Annotated in this window: 12 protein-coding genes and 1 tRNA gene; 6 read left to right on the forward strand and 7 right to left on the reverse strand. The window is 37.5% G+C overall.

Annotated features, from left to right (window positions below):
- The first annotated feature begins 20 nt into the window (after positions 1–20).
- From bioD to Q0L65_RS12955, 3 genes are read left to right on the forward strand one after another with little or no spacing between them, the layout of a single operon-like run.
- Positions 21–641 carry a dethiobiotin synthase gene (bioD, locus tag Q0L65_RS12945; RefSeq protein ID WP_296687067.1) on the forward strand — a complete coding sequence of 207 codons (621 nt, stop codon included), beginning with the start codon at positions 21–23 and terminating at the stop codon, positions 639–641.
- A gap of 29 nt (positions 642–670) precedes the next feature.
- Positions 671–1,942, forward strand: coding sequence for an adenosylmethionine--8-amino-7-oxononanoate transaminase (bioA, locus tag Q0L65_RS12950; protein ID WP_296687260.1), 1,272 nt, complete (start codon positions 671–673; stop codon positions 1,940–1,942).
- A gap of 20 nt (positions 1,943–1,962) precedes the next feature.
- Positions 1,963–3,117, forward strand: coding sequence for a beta-ketoacyl synthase N-terminal-like domain-containing protein (locus Q0L65_RS12955; protein ID WP_296687069.1), 1,155 nt, complete (start codon positions 1,963–1,965; stop codon positions 3,115–3,117).
- Positions 3,118–3,273: 156 nt separating this feature from the next.
- On the opposite strand, the gene Q0L65_RS12960 is transcribed toward Q0L65_RS12955, so the two are convergent.
- A complete protein-coding gene (locus tag Q0L65_RS12960) occupies positions 3,274–3,750 on the reverse strand; it encodes a regulatory protein RecX (protein WP_296687072.1) in 477 nt (158 codons plus the stop codon).
- A 164-nt stretch (positions 3,751–3,914) separates the two neighbouring features.
- On the opposite strand from Q0L65_RS12960, the gene Q0L65_RS12965 reads away from it, so the two are divergent.
- On the forward strand, positions 3,915–7,769 hold the full coding sequence (locus Q0L65_RS12965; RefSeq protein WP_296687073.1) for a calcium-binding protein: 3,855 nt from the start codon (positions 3,915–3,917) through the stop codon (positions 7,767–7,769).
- Between the two features lie 56 nt (positions 7,770–7,825).
- Here the strand turns inward: Q0L65_RS12965 and bioB are convergent, their stop codons facing one another.
- Both bioB and Q0L65_RS12975 read right to left on the reverse strand, forming a co-directional pair.
- The gene (bioB, locus tag Q0L65_RS12970) at positions 7,826–8,911 is read right to left on the reverse strand and encodes a biotin synthase BioB (protein ID WP_296687075.1); all 1,086 of its coding nucleotides are present in this window, start codon (positions 8,909–8,911) and stop codon (positions 7,826–7,828) included.
- A gap of 81 nt (positions 8,912–8,992) precedes the next feature.
- Positions 8,993–9,922 carry a bifunctional riboflavin kinase/FAD synthetase gene (locus tag Q0L65_RS12975; RefSeq protein WP_296687079.1) on the reverse strand — a complete coding sequence of 310 codons (930 nt, stop codon included), beginning with the start codon at positions 9,920–9,922 and terminating at the stop codon, positions 8,993–8,995.
- A gap of 200 nt (positions 9,923–10,122) precedes the next feature.
- On the opposite strand from Q0L65_RS12975, the gene Q0L65_RS12980 reads away from it, so the two are divergent.
- A complete protein-coding gene (locus Q0L65_RS12980) occupies positions 10,123–12,798 on the forward strand; it encodes a reprolysin-like metallopeptidase (protein WP_296687080.1) in 2,676 nt (891 codons plus the stop codon).
- A gap of 15 nt (positions 12,799–12,813) precedes the next feature.
- Here Q0L65_RS12980 and pth read toward each other — a convergent pair whose 3' ends face one another.
- The 3 genes from pth to Q0L65_RS12995 all read right to left on the reverse strand — a co-directional run bounded on the left by pth (position 12,814) and on the right by Q0L65_RS12995 (position 15,195).
- Positions 12,814–13,488 carry an aminoacyl-tRNA hydrolase gene (gene pth / locus Q0L65_RS12985; protein ID WP_296687083.1) on the reverse strand — a complete coding sequence of 225 codons (675 nt, stop codon included), beginning with the start codon at positions 13,486–13,488 and terminating at the stop codon, positions 12,814–12,816.
- A gap of 132 nt (positions 13,489–13,620) precedes the next feature.
- Positions 13,621–14,226 carry a 50S ribosomal protein L25/general stress protein Ctc gene (locus Q0L65_RS12990; RefSeq protein ID WP_296687085.1) on the reverse strand — a complete coding sequence of 202 codons (606 nt, stop codon included), beginning with the start codon at positions 14,224–14,226 and terminating at the stop codon, positions 13,621–13,623.
- 27 nt (positions 14,227–14,253) lie between these two features.
- The gene (locus Q0L65_RS12995) at positions 14,254–15,195 is read right to left on the reverse strand and encodes a ribose-phosphate pyrophosphokinase (protein WP_296687090.1); all 942 of its coding nucleotides are present in this window, start codon (positions 15,193–15,195) and stop codon (positions 14,254–14,256) included.
- Positions 15,196–15,487: 292 nt separating this feature from the next.
- On the opposite strand from Q0L65_RS12995, the gene Q0L65_RS13000 reads away from it, so the two are divergent.
- Positions 15,488–15,567, forward strand: a tRNA-Leu gene (locus tag Q0L65_RS13000).
- Between the two features lie 79 nt (positions 15,568–15,646).
- Here Q0L65_RS13000 and Q0L65_RS13005 read toward each other — a convergent pair.
- Positions 15,647–16,252: a response regulator transcription factor gene (locus tag Q0L65_RS13005; RefSeq protein ID WP_296687092.1), complete on the reverse strand. Its 606-nt coding sequence runs from the start codon at positions 16,250–16,252 to the stop codon at positions 15,647–15,649.
- Positions 16,253–16,260: the final 8 nt, after the last annotated feature.

Here is a 16,260-nt window from a genome sequence, read left to right on the forward strand (position 1 = left end):
CCGTTTTATCCGTGGCTAATATGAAATTATTTATAACAGGCATTTCGACCGATGTAGGCAAAACAATTGCTTCGGCAATTATTGTGGAAGCGCTCCACGCGGATTATTGGAAACCCATCCAGGCAGGCGATTTGGAACACTCGGATACGCATAAAGTACAAGATTTGATTTCGAATACACAATCACAATTTCATCCGAATAGCTACGCTTTGCAAACTCCGGCAAGTCCTCATTTAGCTGCTGCAAAAGACGGAATAACTATCGATTTGAACCAAATTCAAGAACCTCAAACCAAGAATCACTTGGTCATTGAAGGAGCGGGAGGCATTTTGGTTCCGCTTAATGAAACACAATCGGTGGTGGATATTATTCAATCGGATTATAAAGTAATTGTGGTGTCGCGCCATTATTTAGGCAGTATTAATCATACTTTATTGACGGTAGAAGCCCTACAAAACCGAAAATTATCCATTGCAGGAATTATTTTTTCTGGCGAAGAAAATACAAGTTCTGAATCTATAATTTTAAACAGAACAGGTTTGCCGTGTATTGGCAGAATTGCCCAAGAACCGTATTTTGATACCAACGTCATAGTAGAATATGCCGATTTATTTCGAGAAAACCTTTTGAAATTGCAATAACAATGTCAAAATTCAATAGCAAAAATCCAATGAGTTTAACCGAAAAAGACAATCAATTCCTTTGGCATCCCTATACACAGCATAAGACCGCTTCGGCTCCTATTGCCATTACAAAAGGGAAAGGCGCATTGTTGTGGGATGAAAACGATAAAGAATATATTGATGCGATTGCGTCTTGGTGGGTGAATCCGTACGGACATTCTAATACCTACATTGCTGATGCGATTTACAAACAACTGACTACTTTAGAACACGTGCTTTTTGGCGGATTTACGCATGAACCTGCTGTAGTTTTGGCTGAAAAATTGATGGCGATTTTACCCAAAAATCAACAAAAATTATTCTTTTCAGACAATGGATCTACCGCTGTAGAAGTGGCGATTAAAGTGGCGTTGCAGTATTTTTTCAATAAAGGAGAAAAGAAAACAACGATAATTGCTTTTGAAAATGCCTTTCATGGCGATACTTTTGCGGCTATGGCAGCGAGTGGTATTTCTTTTTTTACAGATGCTTTTCAAGGAATGTTTATTGATGTAATTCGGATTCCTGTTCCTGTTGTTGGACAGGAAGAAGTTAGTTTTAACGCTTTGGCGAAAGCCCTAAAAATCCACCATTGTGCTGGATTTATCTACGAACCTTTGGTACAAGGTGCCGCAGGAATGGTGATGTATGAACCCGCTGCTTTGGATACCTTAATTCGAATGTGTAAAGAAAATAAGGTGTTGACCATTGCTGATGAAGTGATGACGGGATTTGGCAAAACAGGAAAAACCTTTGCATCGGATTATTTGGTAGAACAGCCCGATATGATGTGTTTGTCCAAAGCCTTAACAGGCGGTACGATTCCGATGGCAATTACGACCTTTACCCAACCTATTTTTGATACTTTTTATGACGAAGATATTAATAAGGCCTTGTTTCACGGACATACGTTTACGGCGAATCCGACAGGTTGTGCGGCGGCTTTAGCGAGTTTGAAATTGTTGCAAACTCCTGAAATGCAAGCCAATATTTTGCGAGTAAATGCGAATCATTTGGCTTTTGAAAAACGGGTTAAATCACATCCAAAAGTAGTAACTACCCGAGTGTTAGGCGTTATTTTTGCTTTGGAAATCAAGACGGAATCGGCTGCAAGTTATTATGGAAATTTGCGTAACAAACTCTATAATTTCTTTATTGAAAACGGGGTGGTATTACGTCCTGTGGGCAATATTGTGTACATTTTGCCTCCTTATATAATTACGGACGAGCAATTAGAAAAAGTCTATCAAGTGGTCGAAAGTGCTCTTGAAATAGTGTAATTTTGCATAAAAATAGTCCTTTGTCACCAACTATCTCCATAACGGCCATTGCTTCTGTTTCTCCTTTGGGGAATGAACCAGAAATTATTTGGAATAAGTATCAAAATCCTAACCCGTGTTTTCAAAGTCGGTTTTTAGATCAAAAAGAGACTTGGGTAGGTCCTTTGGATGAAGATTCAAAAGCGCAAGTTGCGGCTTTGAGACAATCCGATATCAAATACAAATCCTTAGACAATTCCGTTTTGTATGCTATGTTGGCTTCTCGTAAGGCCATTGCCAAAGCGGGTTGGTCAAAAAACGATGTTTTCGGAATTAATATCGGTTCGTCTCGTGGTGCCACCGATTTATTTGAACAACATTTTCAAGAATACATCACAACGGGCAAAGCACAAACCTTGGCTTCACCCACCACTACTTTAGGGAATATTTCCTCTTGGGTAGCGCACGATTTACAAACTGATGGTCCAGAAATTTCGCATTCTATCACTTGTTCTACGGCTTTACATGCGGTCTTGAATGGTGTAGCTTGGTTGCGTTCGGGAATGGCAGATAAGTTTTTGGTTGGCGGTAGCGAAGCTCCTTTGACTGATTTCACAATTGCCCAAATGCGTGCCTTAAAAATTTATTCTCGAAGCGAAGAACACTACCCGAATCGTGCGTTGGATTTAGATAAAACGCAAAATACCATGATTTTGGGTGAAGGTGCTGGCGTTTGTTGTTTGGAAATTGGGAAAAAAGAAAATGCTTTGGCTTACATTGAAGGCATTGGTTATGCTACCGAAATTTTAGAACACAATATTTCCATTTCTGCGGAGGCAGATTGTTTTCAAAAATCCATGAAAATGGCTTTGGCAAACACAGATGTATCCGAAGTAGATGCCATCGTAATGCACGCTCCTGGAACTATTAAAGGCGATTTGACGGAATACAAAGCCATTGAAAAAGTATTTGGCAGCAAGCTTCCTTTATTGACCACCAACAAATGGAAAATAGGACACACGTTTGGTGCTTCGGGCATTTTGAGTTTGGAGTTGGCTATTCTAATGCTGCAACACAATCAGTTTGTGGGCGTTCCTTTTGTAAAAGCGGAAACACCAACAAGACCTATCAAAAAAGTACTGGTAAATGCCGTTGGTTTTGGAGGTAATGCGGTGAGTGTGTTGTTGTCAATTTAAATTGTTTTTTTATTGTGCCTTTAGGTACAGAATAAAGTAGTTTGTGTAGCATGATTTTTCAAGAGTGCCGTTAGGTACGAAATCCCGTACCTACGGCACGGAAACTCAAGCTTGGATTTTTTTACCTCTATGTTGTACCTAACGGCACAAAAAAATTTAATTTTTCCCAGCTTCTAACTCTTTCACTTTCTCGTACACTACATTACTTTCGTAGCCTTTTCTCAATAAAAAATCACAACATTTTTTACGTTTTTTGAGTCCGCTGGATTCTTTGATGGAATGCCAATTTCGTTCGGCCAAAGCATTGAAATTCGTTTCGTATTCTTCAGGGGTAATTTCTTTGAGTGCCAAATTGATATTGTAAGTTGTGATGTTTCTCAATTTCAATTCGTTGACGATGCGCACTTTGCCCCACAACTTAATGCGGTGTTTTCCTCGGGCAAAACTGCAGGCAAACCGACTTTCGTTGAGGTAGTTTTCTTGGATTAAATGAGCCAAAATTTCGTCAATTTCTGCCGAATCCATTTTCATAGTGCGTAATTTTTGCACCACTTCATCGTGGCAACGCTCCTGATAGGCACAGAAATGTTCTATTTTATGAATCGCTTCTTTAACGGAATTGACTTCGCTCATGAGGTAGTTTTTATACTCGAAAAGTAAGTATTTTATTTGGATTGCCATCTTTCGGTTTATCAAAAATCACTAAATGTGGGTATTTTAATGTGTCTGTTTTTAGGTTAAGTTTGTGATTACTAGTTAAATTAGTATTTAAAATCATAATTTAAAGCGCCCCCTTTATGTTATACTTTACCCAAATTACACCTAAAAAAAGGGTGGCCTTTGTGCTATTCTTTTTTCTTTCTTGTTTTGGCTACAGCCAAGAAGTGCAACTCGACCCCCACTTTAATTCGTATGATGATGGACTTTTGGGCGATGGTTTTGACGGAACCGTGCGAACATTGTCTCTTCAGACCGACGGAAAATTAATCGTAGGAGGTGAATTTCTAAATTACAATGGCAGCGCCACTCCGTATCTCTGTCGATTACAGACGGATGGTTCCAAAGATATTGGATTTAATTTAGGTACTTCTTTCAATAGTAAAATTTATACTTCGCTTATCCAGCCTGATGGCAAAATTATAGTGGCAGGAGCCTTTACTACTTGTAATGGAATTCCAGTGGGGCGCTTGGTGCGGTTGAATGCAGACGGTTCGAGAGATACTACTTTCGACACTTCTATTGCGGCGAGTAGTGGTACTATTTATGGATTGGCATTACAGGCTGATGGTAAATTACTCGTGGTAGGAAGTTTTACCAAATTCAATGGAATTACTGTAAACAGAATTGCAAGAGTTTTACCTCATGGCGATTTGGATACTAGTTTCGTTACAGGGACAGGAACTACGAGTACAATTGACGATGTGGCGATTGCTCCTGATGGTAAAATAGTGCTTTCGGGAACGTTTAGTTCTTTTAACGGGAATGCTAATTATTCCAAATTAGTTCGGTTGCATTCAGATGGAAGCATTGATACCACTTTTTCTATAGGGACTGGTTTTGATGATGCTATTGAAGCTATTGCGATTCAGGCGGAGGGTAAAATTGTAGTAGGAGGTAGCTTTCTGAATTACAATGGAACGCCTCAAAATAGAATTGTTCGTTTGAATACGAATGGAACCGTCGATACCAGTTTTCTGTCTGGAACGGGTTTTAATAATGGAGCAGTTCATGCGATTCATAGTACTTCTGGCGGATTTCTGGTAGGCGGTAGTTTTAGCGGTACTTATAAGTCGACAGCTGTTAATCGTCTGGTTTTCTTAAATTCAAACGGAACACTGAATACCAATTTTGATATTGGCGCAGGCCCAGCCTCAGCAACTGTGTACACTTTAACTGAATCAATAGATAGCTTTTTTGTTGGAGGTTCTTTTTCTTTTTTTGATGATTTGAAACAGGGGAAGTTAGCTAAAATTAGTACCGTTGGCGAATTGGATTCAGGGTATTTAACCGCTGGAGTAGGATTTGATAAAGCAGTAGACAAAATAGTTCCTTTAGTAAATGGAAGTTATATTGCTTTTGGAAGTTTTACTCAATTTAATGGAAAATCCATTAATCGAATTGTAAAACTGACGGCAAACGGTGAGCTGGACACTACTTTCAATCCCAATCAATCTGGATTTGATAGTACAGTCAAAGAAGTAGTGGTACTGCCAGACGGAAAACTTCTAGTAGCGGGAAATTTCACTAAATATAATGATATTCCTGTCAAAAGAATGGTTCGTTTGGATCTGAATGGTGATATCGATACGTCTTTTAATGTTGGTTCTGGTTTTAATTATATGGTCTATACTTTGGCTTTGCAGCCTGACGGCAAAATTATTGTGGCGGGTAGTTTTACCACGTATAAAGGAGTAGCTGTTAAAAAAGTGATTCGGTTACAGCTAAACGGTGATTTGGATACTAGTTTTAACATTGGAACAAATCCTAATGCTACACCAAATCTATTATTGATTCAACCCGATGGAAAGGTTGTAGTGGGAGGAGATTTCGCTACTTTTAATGGAGTTGGATCGAATAAATTAATTCGGTTAAATTCAAATGGTTCGGTTGATTCGAGTTTTTCTGTTGGGACAGGATTTGTAGGGACTATTTATACTATGGCGTTACAAAATGACGGGAAAATTCTTGTGGGAGGTTCACTATCCAAATACAACGGACAAACGATTGGCAAAATAATACGACTTAATTCTAATGGAACCGCAGACGCAACGTTTAATTCAGGAACTGGTTTTAGTGGAGGAACAGTGCGTTCCATTGTTTTACAATCTAATGGAAGGATTTTAGTAGGCGGTTCTTTTTCGGGGAATTATAAGGGTACTTCTGTAAAAAGAATGGTGCGCTTATTGCCAGATGGGACTTATGACACTTCTTTTCCAGTCATTCTAAATGGGCAACTGAATAGTATTTGTTTGGTTCAAGGTGGAGCGGTTATTGGAGGTAATTTCAATTCGGTTTCCGGAATTTCGAAGCATCGCATCGCGAAGTTGTTATTTTGTCAAGAAGGCACAATTTGGGACGGGAAAAATTGGAGCAATGGTTTGCCAACGAAGGATAAAACGGTTATTTTTAATAGCAATTATGAGATTTCGACTGATACTAAAATGTGTTCTTGTGTAGTCAATTCAGGAATAACAGTTACGGTTGCAACTGCAGCTACTTTAGAATTGGTGTCCAACTATTCCGGAAGCGGAAATTTAGTTTTTGAAAATAATGCTTCTTTATTTCAAACGGATGATTCCGTTGTAAATACAGGGGTTGTTCAGTTCAAGCGAAAAACCACACCGGTTCGTAAAACGGATTATACCTATTGGTCCTCGCCAGTGGCAGGTCAACAATTGAAATTACTTTCTCCGAATTCGCCTTCTTCTACCTTTTATTCTTTTAATTCTCAGTTAAATCATTGGAAAAATGAATCATACAATACAAATATGATTATAGGCAAAGGCTATATTTTTCAAGCGCCTCAAAGTTTTTCAGCAACGACTCCGGCAATTTTCGAAGCTGCTTTTTCTGGAATACCCAATAATGGTTTGGTTTCACTTCCTATAGCTCAAACGAAAACGCCCAATTTGATAGGAAATCCGTATCCTTCATCACTGAATGCCGATGCATTTATTCTAGAGAATCAGAATGTGCTACAGGGTAGCTTGTATTTTTGGACACACAATACCCCAATTGATAATGGCCAATATACCTCTGATGATTATGCCGTGTATACTATTTTGGGAGGAGTAGGAACAGCGGCTAAAAATAGCGGGATAAATAACACAATTCCAAATGGTAAAATTGCATCCGGTCAAGCTTTTTTTGTTTTAGGGAACAATCAGCAGGGAGATATTGTCTTTAAAAACGCAATGCGATTAAAAGGAGAGAATAGTGTATTCTTTAAAAATAGTTCAAATAAATCAGTAGCTTCTTCCCACTTTGAAAAACACCGAATTTGGCTCAATTTATCCAACGCACAAGGTCTTTTTAAACAAATTTTATTGGGGTACGCCACAGGAGCAACTAATGTGAAAGATATACTATTTGACGGACTTTCGTTGGATAGCAACGAATGGTTGGATTTTTATAGTCTAAACGAAGGAGATAAAAACAGTATTCAGGCAAGAGCCTTACCATTTGATGATTCGGATTCAGTTTCGATAGGCTACCGAGCCAAACAAGAAGGGAATTATACGATTAGTTTGGATGATTTTGATGGACTGTTTGCAAATCAAAACATTTTTTTGGAAGACAAAGAACAAACTAAAATATTTGATTTAAAGAAAGAAGCCTATTCATTCACTACTACCAAAGGCACGTTTGACAATCGGTTTGAGTTGCGTTTTCAATCTAAAAATGCTGTTCCCTCAGCAATTTCCGCTGAAGTTCAAATTGTAACTCGAAACAATCAAATTCAGATAAATTCGTTAAAAGAGACAATCAATAAAGTGTCGCTATACTCGATGGATGGTAGGCAATTGTATCAAGTGCAACAATTGAAAACAAAAACGCATTTTATTGAAGCAGCATTTTGGAAAACAAAAGTGCTTATTGTTCAAATTACATTGGAAACAGGAGCAGTAGTCAGTCGTAAAGTGTTGTTGTAAAAGAAAAAGCTTCCAACCTTAATGGTGGAAGCTTTTATATACTTCAATGCTATTTTTTATTTTCCTTTTACAGAGGCTTCTAAATTTCTTTCGATAGTATGACCTGGACGCGACCATTTTGGTTTTTCGCCTAAGGCAGCATATTGAGAATCTTCGGCTTCTACTGTTGGTGGTTGTACCATTTTAGTAAATGGTTTTTGTGGTTTCAATCCCAATAATTCAAACATTTTCATGTCTTCATTCACATCAGGATTTGGAGTGGTCAATAATTTATTTCCTGCAAAGATAGAATTGGCACCCGCGAAGAAACACATCGCCTGACCTTCGCGACTCATATTGGTTCTACCTGCCGATAAACGAACTTGTGTTTCAGGCATTACAATTCGAGTTGTAGCTACCATTCGAATCATTTCCCAAATTTCAACGGGTTCTTCGTCTTCCAAAGGTGTTCCGTCTACCGCCACCAAAGCATTAATTGGCACTGATTCCGGTTGTGGATTTAAAGTAGAAAGTGCTACCAGCATTCCTGCACGGTCTTCGATACTTTCTCCCATTCCGATGATACCACCACTACAAACAGTTACGTTAGTTTTACGAACGTTTTCTATAGTTTGCAAACGGTCTTCGAAACCGCGTGTCGAAATCACTTCTTTATAATATTCTTCTGAAGTATCTAAATTATGATTGTAAGCATACAAACCTGCTTCGGCTAATCGCTGTGCTTGGTTTTCGGTAATCATCCCCAAAGTACAACATACTTCCATGTCCAATTTATTGATGGTACGCACCATTTCTAACACTTGGTCAAATTCGGGTCCGTCTTTTACATTGCGCCAAGCGGCTCCCATACATACACGAGAAGATCCAGCTGATTTAGCGTTCAAAGCCTGTGCTTTTACTTGGTTCACCGTCATTAAATCATTTCCTTCTACGTTGGTGTTGTAACGTGCTGCCTGAGGGCAATACCCACAATCTTCGGAGCATCCACCTGTTTTGATGGACAATAAAGTTGAAACCTGTACCACGTTTGGATCGTGATTTTCTCTATGAATTGTGGCTGCATCATACAACAAGTCCATTAAAGGTCTATTGTAAATAGCGATAATTTCTTCTTTTGTCCAATCGTGTTTTGTAATGCTCATGGGTGTAATTTTATGTGTCAAAAGTAATCAAATAGTTTCAAACAAGCAATCGCACGTATTTAAAAGGGAGAGCTACTTGTTTTATAAATTTTGAAGGTACTGTTTTGAAAAATTTCGATCGTCTTCCAATTGTTTTGTTAGCAATTCAACCGACTCAAATTTCTTTTCTGAACGAAGGCGTTGTAAAATAGAAACTTTAATGTGACGATTATAAATATCAGCATCAAAATCGAAAAAATGAGCTTCAATAGTTCTGTTTTTCCCTTGAACAGTAGGGTTAAGGCCAATATTCATCATTCCGAAAACGTGTTTACCTTCTATTTCCGCACGGACTACGTAGACTCCGTTTTTTGGAACTAATTTGTAGGTTTCTTCTAACTCAATGTTGGCTGTTGGAAAACCAATGGTTCTACCTAATTGTTTCCCTTTTACAACAGTTCCGCTTAAAAAATAAGCATAGCCTAAATATTCATTGGCCAAATGGATGTCTCCTGTTTCAAGAGCGGTTCTAATTTTGGTGGAGCTGATTGAAATTGCGTTGATTTCTTGGGCTGATATTTGCTCTACTTCAAACCCATATTGTGTGCCAAAAGTGATTAAATCATCAATGTTTGCCGTTCGGTTTTTCCCAAATCGGTGGTCGTAGCCAATGATGATTTTTTGAACATGTAGTTGATCTACTAAAACGGTTTTGACAAATTCTTCGGCACTTAACTGAGCGAAGCTTTCGTCAAAAGGATGGATAATTAGATTTTCAATTCCAATTGTTTCTAATAACTCCATTTTTTCATTGATGGTGTTCAGTAATTTCAAATCGGATTTTCCTTGCAACACCATTCTTGGGTGTGGAAAAAAAGTAAGTACGGTACTTTCAAATTCTCCATTGTTGGTGTTTTGGGTCAATTTTTTTAGAATTGCCGCGTGACCAATATGCACCCCATCAAAAGTACCAAGCGTTAAAATGGTTTTCTTGTCAGAATGAAATTCGTTTATGGAATGAAAAATTTTCAAGTCAGTTTCCCTTTATTTTGGGTGCAAATTTAAACTAATCTATTTGAAATTTCGTTTCAAAATGAATTCCTTTTGAACTAAACTTTTAAACTATCAGTCAAAAGAAGATCAAATCCTGTTTTTTGAAATAAAATTCAGGATTTTGAACCCTAATTTTAAATCAAAAAAACTAATTTTGGAATTCCAAAGACACCCAATCTATGAAAAGATACTTTCTGTTTTTAATTCTTATCTTTTCTTTTTCGCTGGTACAAGCCCAAAATGTATCTCCGTGGAAAAGAATTTCTCGAGCCCAAATTTCCTTAACAGAACGTGCTAATATTAGAGAAAATCAGGAGAATTTAGTATTGTTTGAATTAGATGCATCAGCTTTAAAACAGTCCTTGCAACCTCTTCAAAATTCAGCTATTGTGAGCGAAATGGAAATCGAAATTCCAAATAAAAAGGGCGAATTAGAAAAATTTAAAATTCATGAATTTTCTAATTTTGAACCCGCTTTACAAGCTCAATTTCCAGATATTCGTTCGTATGCAGGGGTGGGTTTGACAGATAAAAATGCGTCTGTTTATTTCAGCATGTCTTCAAAAGGAATTCAAACGATGGTTTTGCGTTCCGATACTACTACTGAATTTATTGAACGTTTCTCGGACAGTCAGGATATTTATGAATTGTTTGATTCCAATACCAGAAAAAAAGGCGATTTACCCTTAAGCTGTTCAACGGCTGACGTGCTTTTAAACAAACAATTAGGTAATAAAACTCTCGCTACCACAGCTAATAATGGGGTATATAAAACATTACGATTGGCATTGGCATGTACCGGAGAATATACTGCTTATTTTGGTGGAGTGACTCAAGCATTAGCTGCGATGAACGCAACTTTAACTCGCGTGAATGGTATTTTTAATAGAGATTTGGCGTTGCATTTAAATTTGATTGCCAACAATACAGTTTTATTGTATACGAATGCTGCCACTGATCCTTTCTCTCCCGCGTCTGTTGGGGCTAATGGCGCTTGGAACTTAGAATTGCAAAATGATTTAACAGCCAAAATAGGAAATGCTAATTACGATATTGGACATTTATTTGGTGCTTCGGGAGGGGGTGGCAATGCCGGTTGTATTGGTTGCGTATGTCAAAATCCAATCTCATCAACTGATTTAGCTAAAGGCAGTGGCTATACTTCTCCCGCTGACGGAAAACCTGAAGGGGATACGTTTGATATTGATTTTGTAGTACATGAGATGGGTCATCAATTAGGGGCAAATCATACTTTTTCTCATGAAACTGAAGGTACGGGTGTTAATGTAGAACCAGGTGGAGGTTCGACTATTATGGCCTACGCAGGAGTTACTGATTACAATGTGCAGAGCCATTCGGATGATTATTTTGCTTATGTTAGTATTGCACAAATACAAAATAATTTAGCCACAAAATCCTGCCCAATAACGACTATCTTGTCTAATAAAACGCCAACGGCTAATGCGGGGGCAGATTTTGTGATTCCTAAAGGAACGGCTTTTGTACTGAAAGGCTCGGGTCTAGATCCTAATGGAGATGTGTTGAGCTATTGTTGGGAAGAAAATGATTCGGCTACTAGTGCAACAGGAGCTAATAGTATCGCGTATTCGACCAAGACAGATGGCCCTCTTTTTAGGTCGTTGAGTCCCAGTATTTCTCCTATTCGGTATATGCCTGCGCAGAATAAAGTACTGACAAATAGGTTAAGTTCTACTTGGGAATCGGTTTCAGATGTGGCTCGAACCTTGCATTTTACACTTACAGTACGCGATAATGCTGCTGATGGTTTGGCACAAACCAATACCGATGCTATGGTGGTTACGGTAGATGCTACAAAAGGACCTTTTGAAGTGACTTCTCAAAATACTGCTGATTTGTCTTGGAAACCTTTAAGCCTTCAAACGATTACTTGGTCAGTGAATAATACACTCAATTTACCGGGTTCGGCAAATGTCAATATCAAGTTGTCTGTTGATGGAGGACTAACTTTTCCGACAGTTTTAAAGGCGAATACACCCAATGATGGTTCGGAACTTATTATTGTTCCTAATGGCATCACGGGGAAAAATTGCCGAATTTTAATTGAACCCACTGCCAATATTTATTATGCAATAAATAAAGAACCTTTTGCTATTGGTTACACAACAGAATCTACCTGTGCTACGTATAATTTTTCAACACCTTTTGTAATTCCCGAATCGACATCGTACACTGCTAGAACAATTACGGTGCCTGCCACCACTACTACAGTTTCGGATGTGAATGTCGCTTTGAATTTTACACACCAATATTTGTCGGATGTTCAAATAGAATTACTTAACCCACAAGGGAAAATAGTAAAGCTGTTTGAAAAAGGTTGTGGAGATACCAATGGCAGTTTGGTGCTTAATTATGATGACTTAGGCGGGGCAATTACCTGCGGTAAACAAACCTTACAAACCGTTGCGCCCTTTGATCCGTTATATTTGTTTAACGAGTTAAATCCATCGGGAACATGGACATTGCGAATTAGAGATGAATTTGTAGGAGATGTTGGAACATTAAATTCAGCTTCAGTAACTATTTGTACTAAAGCCTATACTTCTATGGCTCCAGTATCGGTTGATTTAAGTAACGTTTTGGTTTATCCCAATCCTACTAAAGGAGATTTTTGCGTACTGTTCTCTAGCCAATATACTTCAGGAGTCACTATTTTAGTTCACGATTTATTAGGTAGAAAAGTGTATGAAAAAGATTTTCCTAGCGCTACATTATTTAATGAGACAGTACAATTAGGCAATATCCAGGCTGGGATTTATCTTTTGACTATTGTTGACGGTTATAAAACCACAGTTAAAAAACTGGCTATATATTAATCAATACAATCGTTTTTACTTGCCGTTAAATGCGGTCATGGTGTTTTCTAATCCCGCTGTTCCAAAAGATTTGATAATTTCAGAAGCTAATTCAAGTCGTTCCGGAAGTTTCGTTTTTTCTTCTTCGTCCCAATCGCCAAGCACATAATCTACTTGTTGTCCTTTTTTAAATTGGTCACTAATTCCAAAACGAAAACGCGTATAATTTTGGGTATTCAAAATCAAATTGATGTTTTTGAGTCCGTTATGACCGCCATCACTTCCTTTTGGTTTGATGCGAATGGTGCCAAAAGACAAATTCAAATCATCGGTGATTACTAATACATTTTCCAATGGAATATTTTCTTTGTCCATCCAAAATTTCACCGCTTTACCGCTTAAATTCATGTAGGTGTTTGGTTTTAGCAACAAAAAAGTACGTCCTTTGAATTTGTATTCGGCAAGAGCGCCCAATTTTACAGTTTCAAAAGAGAGACTTTCTTTTTTGGCTAAAAAGTCCAAAACTTTAAATCCAATATTGTGGCGTGTATTGACATATTCGGCTCCAATATTGCCTAAACCTACAATTAAAAATTTATTACTCACGCTTTTCATATTGTTTTTTTGGTGTTCGTGAACCTCCGGTTTCATAGTGTCTGTATCACTTGCTGTTTTACTAGAGGCAAACAGTTGTGTTATCCATTGAATCATGTTGCAAAAATAAACTTATTTTTTAATTAAAGCTTCCAGCCTTTTAAAGGCTGGAAGCTTTAATTAAAATTTACATCCAAAAAAAAAGCACCAGTTGTAAAACTGATGCTTTTTCGTATGATTGAAAAAAAATTATTTTTTTCCTTTTGGTGCTTTTGCAGCTTTTGCAGCTTCTTGAGCCGCTTTCATAGCCGCACGAGAAATTCTTACTTGACAAACCACTGTGTTGTCTGGGTGCATTAATTTGTATTTGTCAGAAACTAATTTCGTAACATACAATTTGTTCCCCATTTCAAGTGGAGTAATATCAGCTTCAACAAAATCTGGAAGATTTGATGGTAAAGCTTTTACTTTTAATTTACGAGTGTTCAAACGTAGAACACCTCCTGAAAGAACACCTTTAGAAGTACCAACAATTTTTACAGGAACTTCCATAGTGATTTCTTTGTTGTCAAACAACTGGAAGAAGTCAATGTGTAAAATTTTGTCAGTTACTGGGTGAACTTGAATGTCTTGAAGAATGGCATTGTATGATTTTCCATTACCCAAATCAATCACAACTGTGTGTGCGTTTGGAGTGTAAACCAAGTTTTTGAATGCTTTTTCTTCTGCTGAGAAATGTACTGCTTGATCTCCTCCGTATAACACGCAAGGAACCGCTCCAGCATTACGTAAGGCTTTAGTAGCAACTTTGCCCACGCTTTCTCTTTCTGATCCTTTAATTGTAATCGATTTCATTGTAAAAAAATATAGTTATTAAAAATATTACATAATAAACTTTCCACTAATGGAATTGTTGTGATGCACCATGTGCATTACTTCTGCGAAAAGAGGCGCACAACTCAACACTCTGATCTTGTCCGATTTTTTCTTCAACGGAATAGAATCGGTAACTATTAACTCACTTAATTTTGAGTTTTCTATTTTTTCGTAGGCTTCTCCAGATAAGATTGGGTGAGTACAAATTGCTCTTACGCTCAAGGCTCCTTTTTCAATCATTAAATCTGCGGCTTTCGCCAAAGTTCCTCCAGTATCGATCATGTCGTCTACTAGAATTACGTTTCTGCCTTTCACCTCTCCAATCAACTCCATAGTGTCAATTACATTGGCTACTTTTCTTTGTTTGTAACAAACTACTACGTCAGATTCTAAAAATTTAGAGTAGGCGTAGGCTCTTTTTGATCCTCCCATATCAGGAGACGCAATCGTTAAATTTTCCAAACCTAAGCTTTTTACGTATGGTAAAAAGATGGTAGAAGCAAAAAGGTGATCTACTGGTTTTTCAAAAAAACCTTGAATTTGATCGGCATGCAAATCCATAGTCATTACTCTAGTTGCTCCAGCGGCATCCAATAAATTAGCTACTAATTTAGCTCCAATTGGCACCCTTGGTTTGTCTTTTCTGTCTTGTCTTGCCCAACCGAAGTAAGGAATAACTGCAGTAATATGTCGAGCTGATGCGCGCTTAGCTGCATCAATCATTAATAACAATTCCATCAAATTATCGGCGCTTGGAAACGTTGAACACACAATAAAAACGCGTAATCCACGAATTGACTCTTCATAAGAAGGTTGAAATTCTCCGTCGCTATAGGTAGAGGTGATTACCTTTCCTAGAGGGACTCCGTAAGCTTCTGCTATCTGCTCAGCTAAATAGACACTTTGTGAACAGGCAAAAATTTTAGCTTCTGGTTCTTGGTGTGACATTGATAATTTGTTGTTAATACACCGATACGTTTCATATAATGGAGCTTTATCATGTAATACTAGCTCTTATGTATGTATTTGCCTCGGCTGTAGTTAGTTAGTAAGTTGTGTTGTAACAGGCTGCAAATTTAGAAAATTTATTCAACTCTGAAAGGAAAAAATTAAGTATTTTTATTAGGGGTTTTAATTTTATTTTTTACATTTGCACCGTGTTAAAGGAATCGATGGTTGATTTATAACAATCTCCTCTTTTATTGCGTTAAAATAACTGTTGTTATTTTATGTCTGCTAAGCCCGGATGGCGGAATTGGTAGACGCGCTGGTCTCAAACACCTGTGGGAAACCGTGCCGGTTCGACTCCGGCTCCGGGTACAAAAGCCTCTTCGAAAGAAGAGGCTTTTTTTGTTGAATCAAGTAAAAATGGAATTTAATTTGGCCTTAATAGATTGTATTATATTTTAAACGTATTAAAAAGTTTAGATTTACTATTGATATTGAGTTTTCGGTAAATGTTTTTAATATGACTTCGCACAGAATCGATGGATAAATTATGTCGATCAGCTACTAATTTATAACTCAATCCATCCAAGATATCATTTGTGATTGCTATTTCACATTGGGTTAATTTTTCCAAATCATTTTTCTTTTTTTGAAAATGTGCGATTACTTTTCGGGCAATTTTAGGAGTCATATAGGCTCCATCATCTTGAATTGCATCAAAAACTTCTTGGTAGTCCATTTGAAAACTTTGTTTATCAATATAGCCTATGGCACCCAATTGGATGGCATTAAAAATAGTGTCCGAGTCTTCCCTAATAGAATTGATAATAATATTAGATTCAGGGTACAAGGCTAGAATTTTTTTAATTGCATCAAGCCCATTCATTTTGGGCATAATGATATCTAATAAATAAATATCGGCCGGTATTGGATTCTCTAAAAATTCGATTGGATTGGAAAAAACAGCTTCACATTGATAATCAGCAAGCTCGTTTATTTTTTCTTTTAATAATACTGCGATTCGAAAATCGTCTTCGAAAATGATTACATTTTTCATAACATCCT

This window comes from Flavobacterium sp. (assembly GCF_024642105.1).
Classification (GTDB): domain Bacteria; phylum Bacteroidota; class Bacteroidia; order Flavobacteriales; family Flavobacteriaceae; genus Flavobacterium.

Coding starts and splice junctions, on each gene's coding strand:
- bioD (WP_296687067.1), top strand. CDS start 21: ATGAAATTATTTATAACAGGCATTTCGACCGATGTAGGCAAAACAATT.
- bioA (WP_296687260.1), top strand. CDS start 671: ATGAGTTTAACCGAAAAAGACAATCAATTCCTTTGGCATCCCTATACA.
- Q0L65_RS12960 (WP_296687072.1), bottom strand. CDS start 3,750: ATGAGCGAAGTCAATTCCGTTAAAGAAGCGATTCATAAAATAGAACAT.
- Q0L65_RS12965 (WP_296687073.1), top strand. CDS start 3,915: ATGTTATACTTTACCCAAATTACACCTAAAAAAAGGGTGGCCTTTGTG.
- bioB (WP_296687075.1), bottom strand. CDS start 8,911: ATGAGCATTACAAAACACGATTGGACAAAAGAAGAAATTATCGCTATT.
- Q0L65_RS12980 (WP_296687080.1), top strand. CDS start 10,123: ATGAAAAGATACTTTCTGTTTTTAATTCTTATCTTTTCTTTTTCGCTG.
- pth (WP_296687083.1), bottom strand. CDS start 13,488: ATGATTCAATGGATAACACAACTGTTTGCCTCTAGTAAAACAGCAAGT.
- Q0L65_RS12990 (WP_296687085.1), bottom strand. CDS start 14,226: ATGAAATCGATTACAATTAAAGGATCAGAAAGAGAAAGCGTGGGCAAA.
- Q0L65_RS12995 (WP_296687090.1), bottom strand. CDS start 15,195: ATGTCACACCAAGAACCAGAAGCTAAAATTTTTGCCTGTTCACAAAGT.
- Q0L65_RS13005 (WP_296687092.1), bottom strand. CDS start 16,252: ATGAAAAATGTAATCATTTTCGAAGACGATTTTCGAATCGCAGTATTA.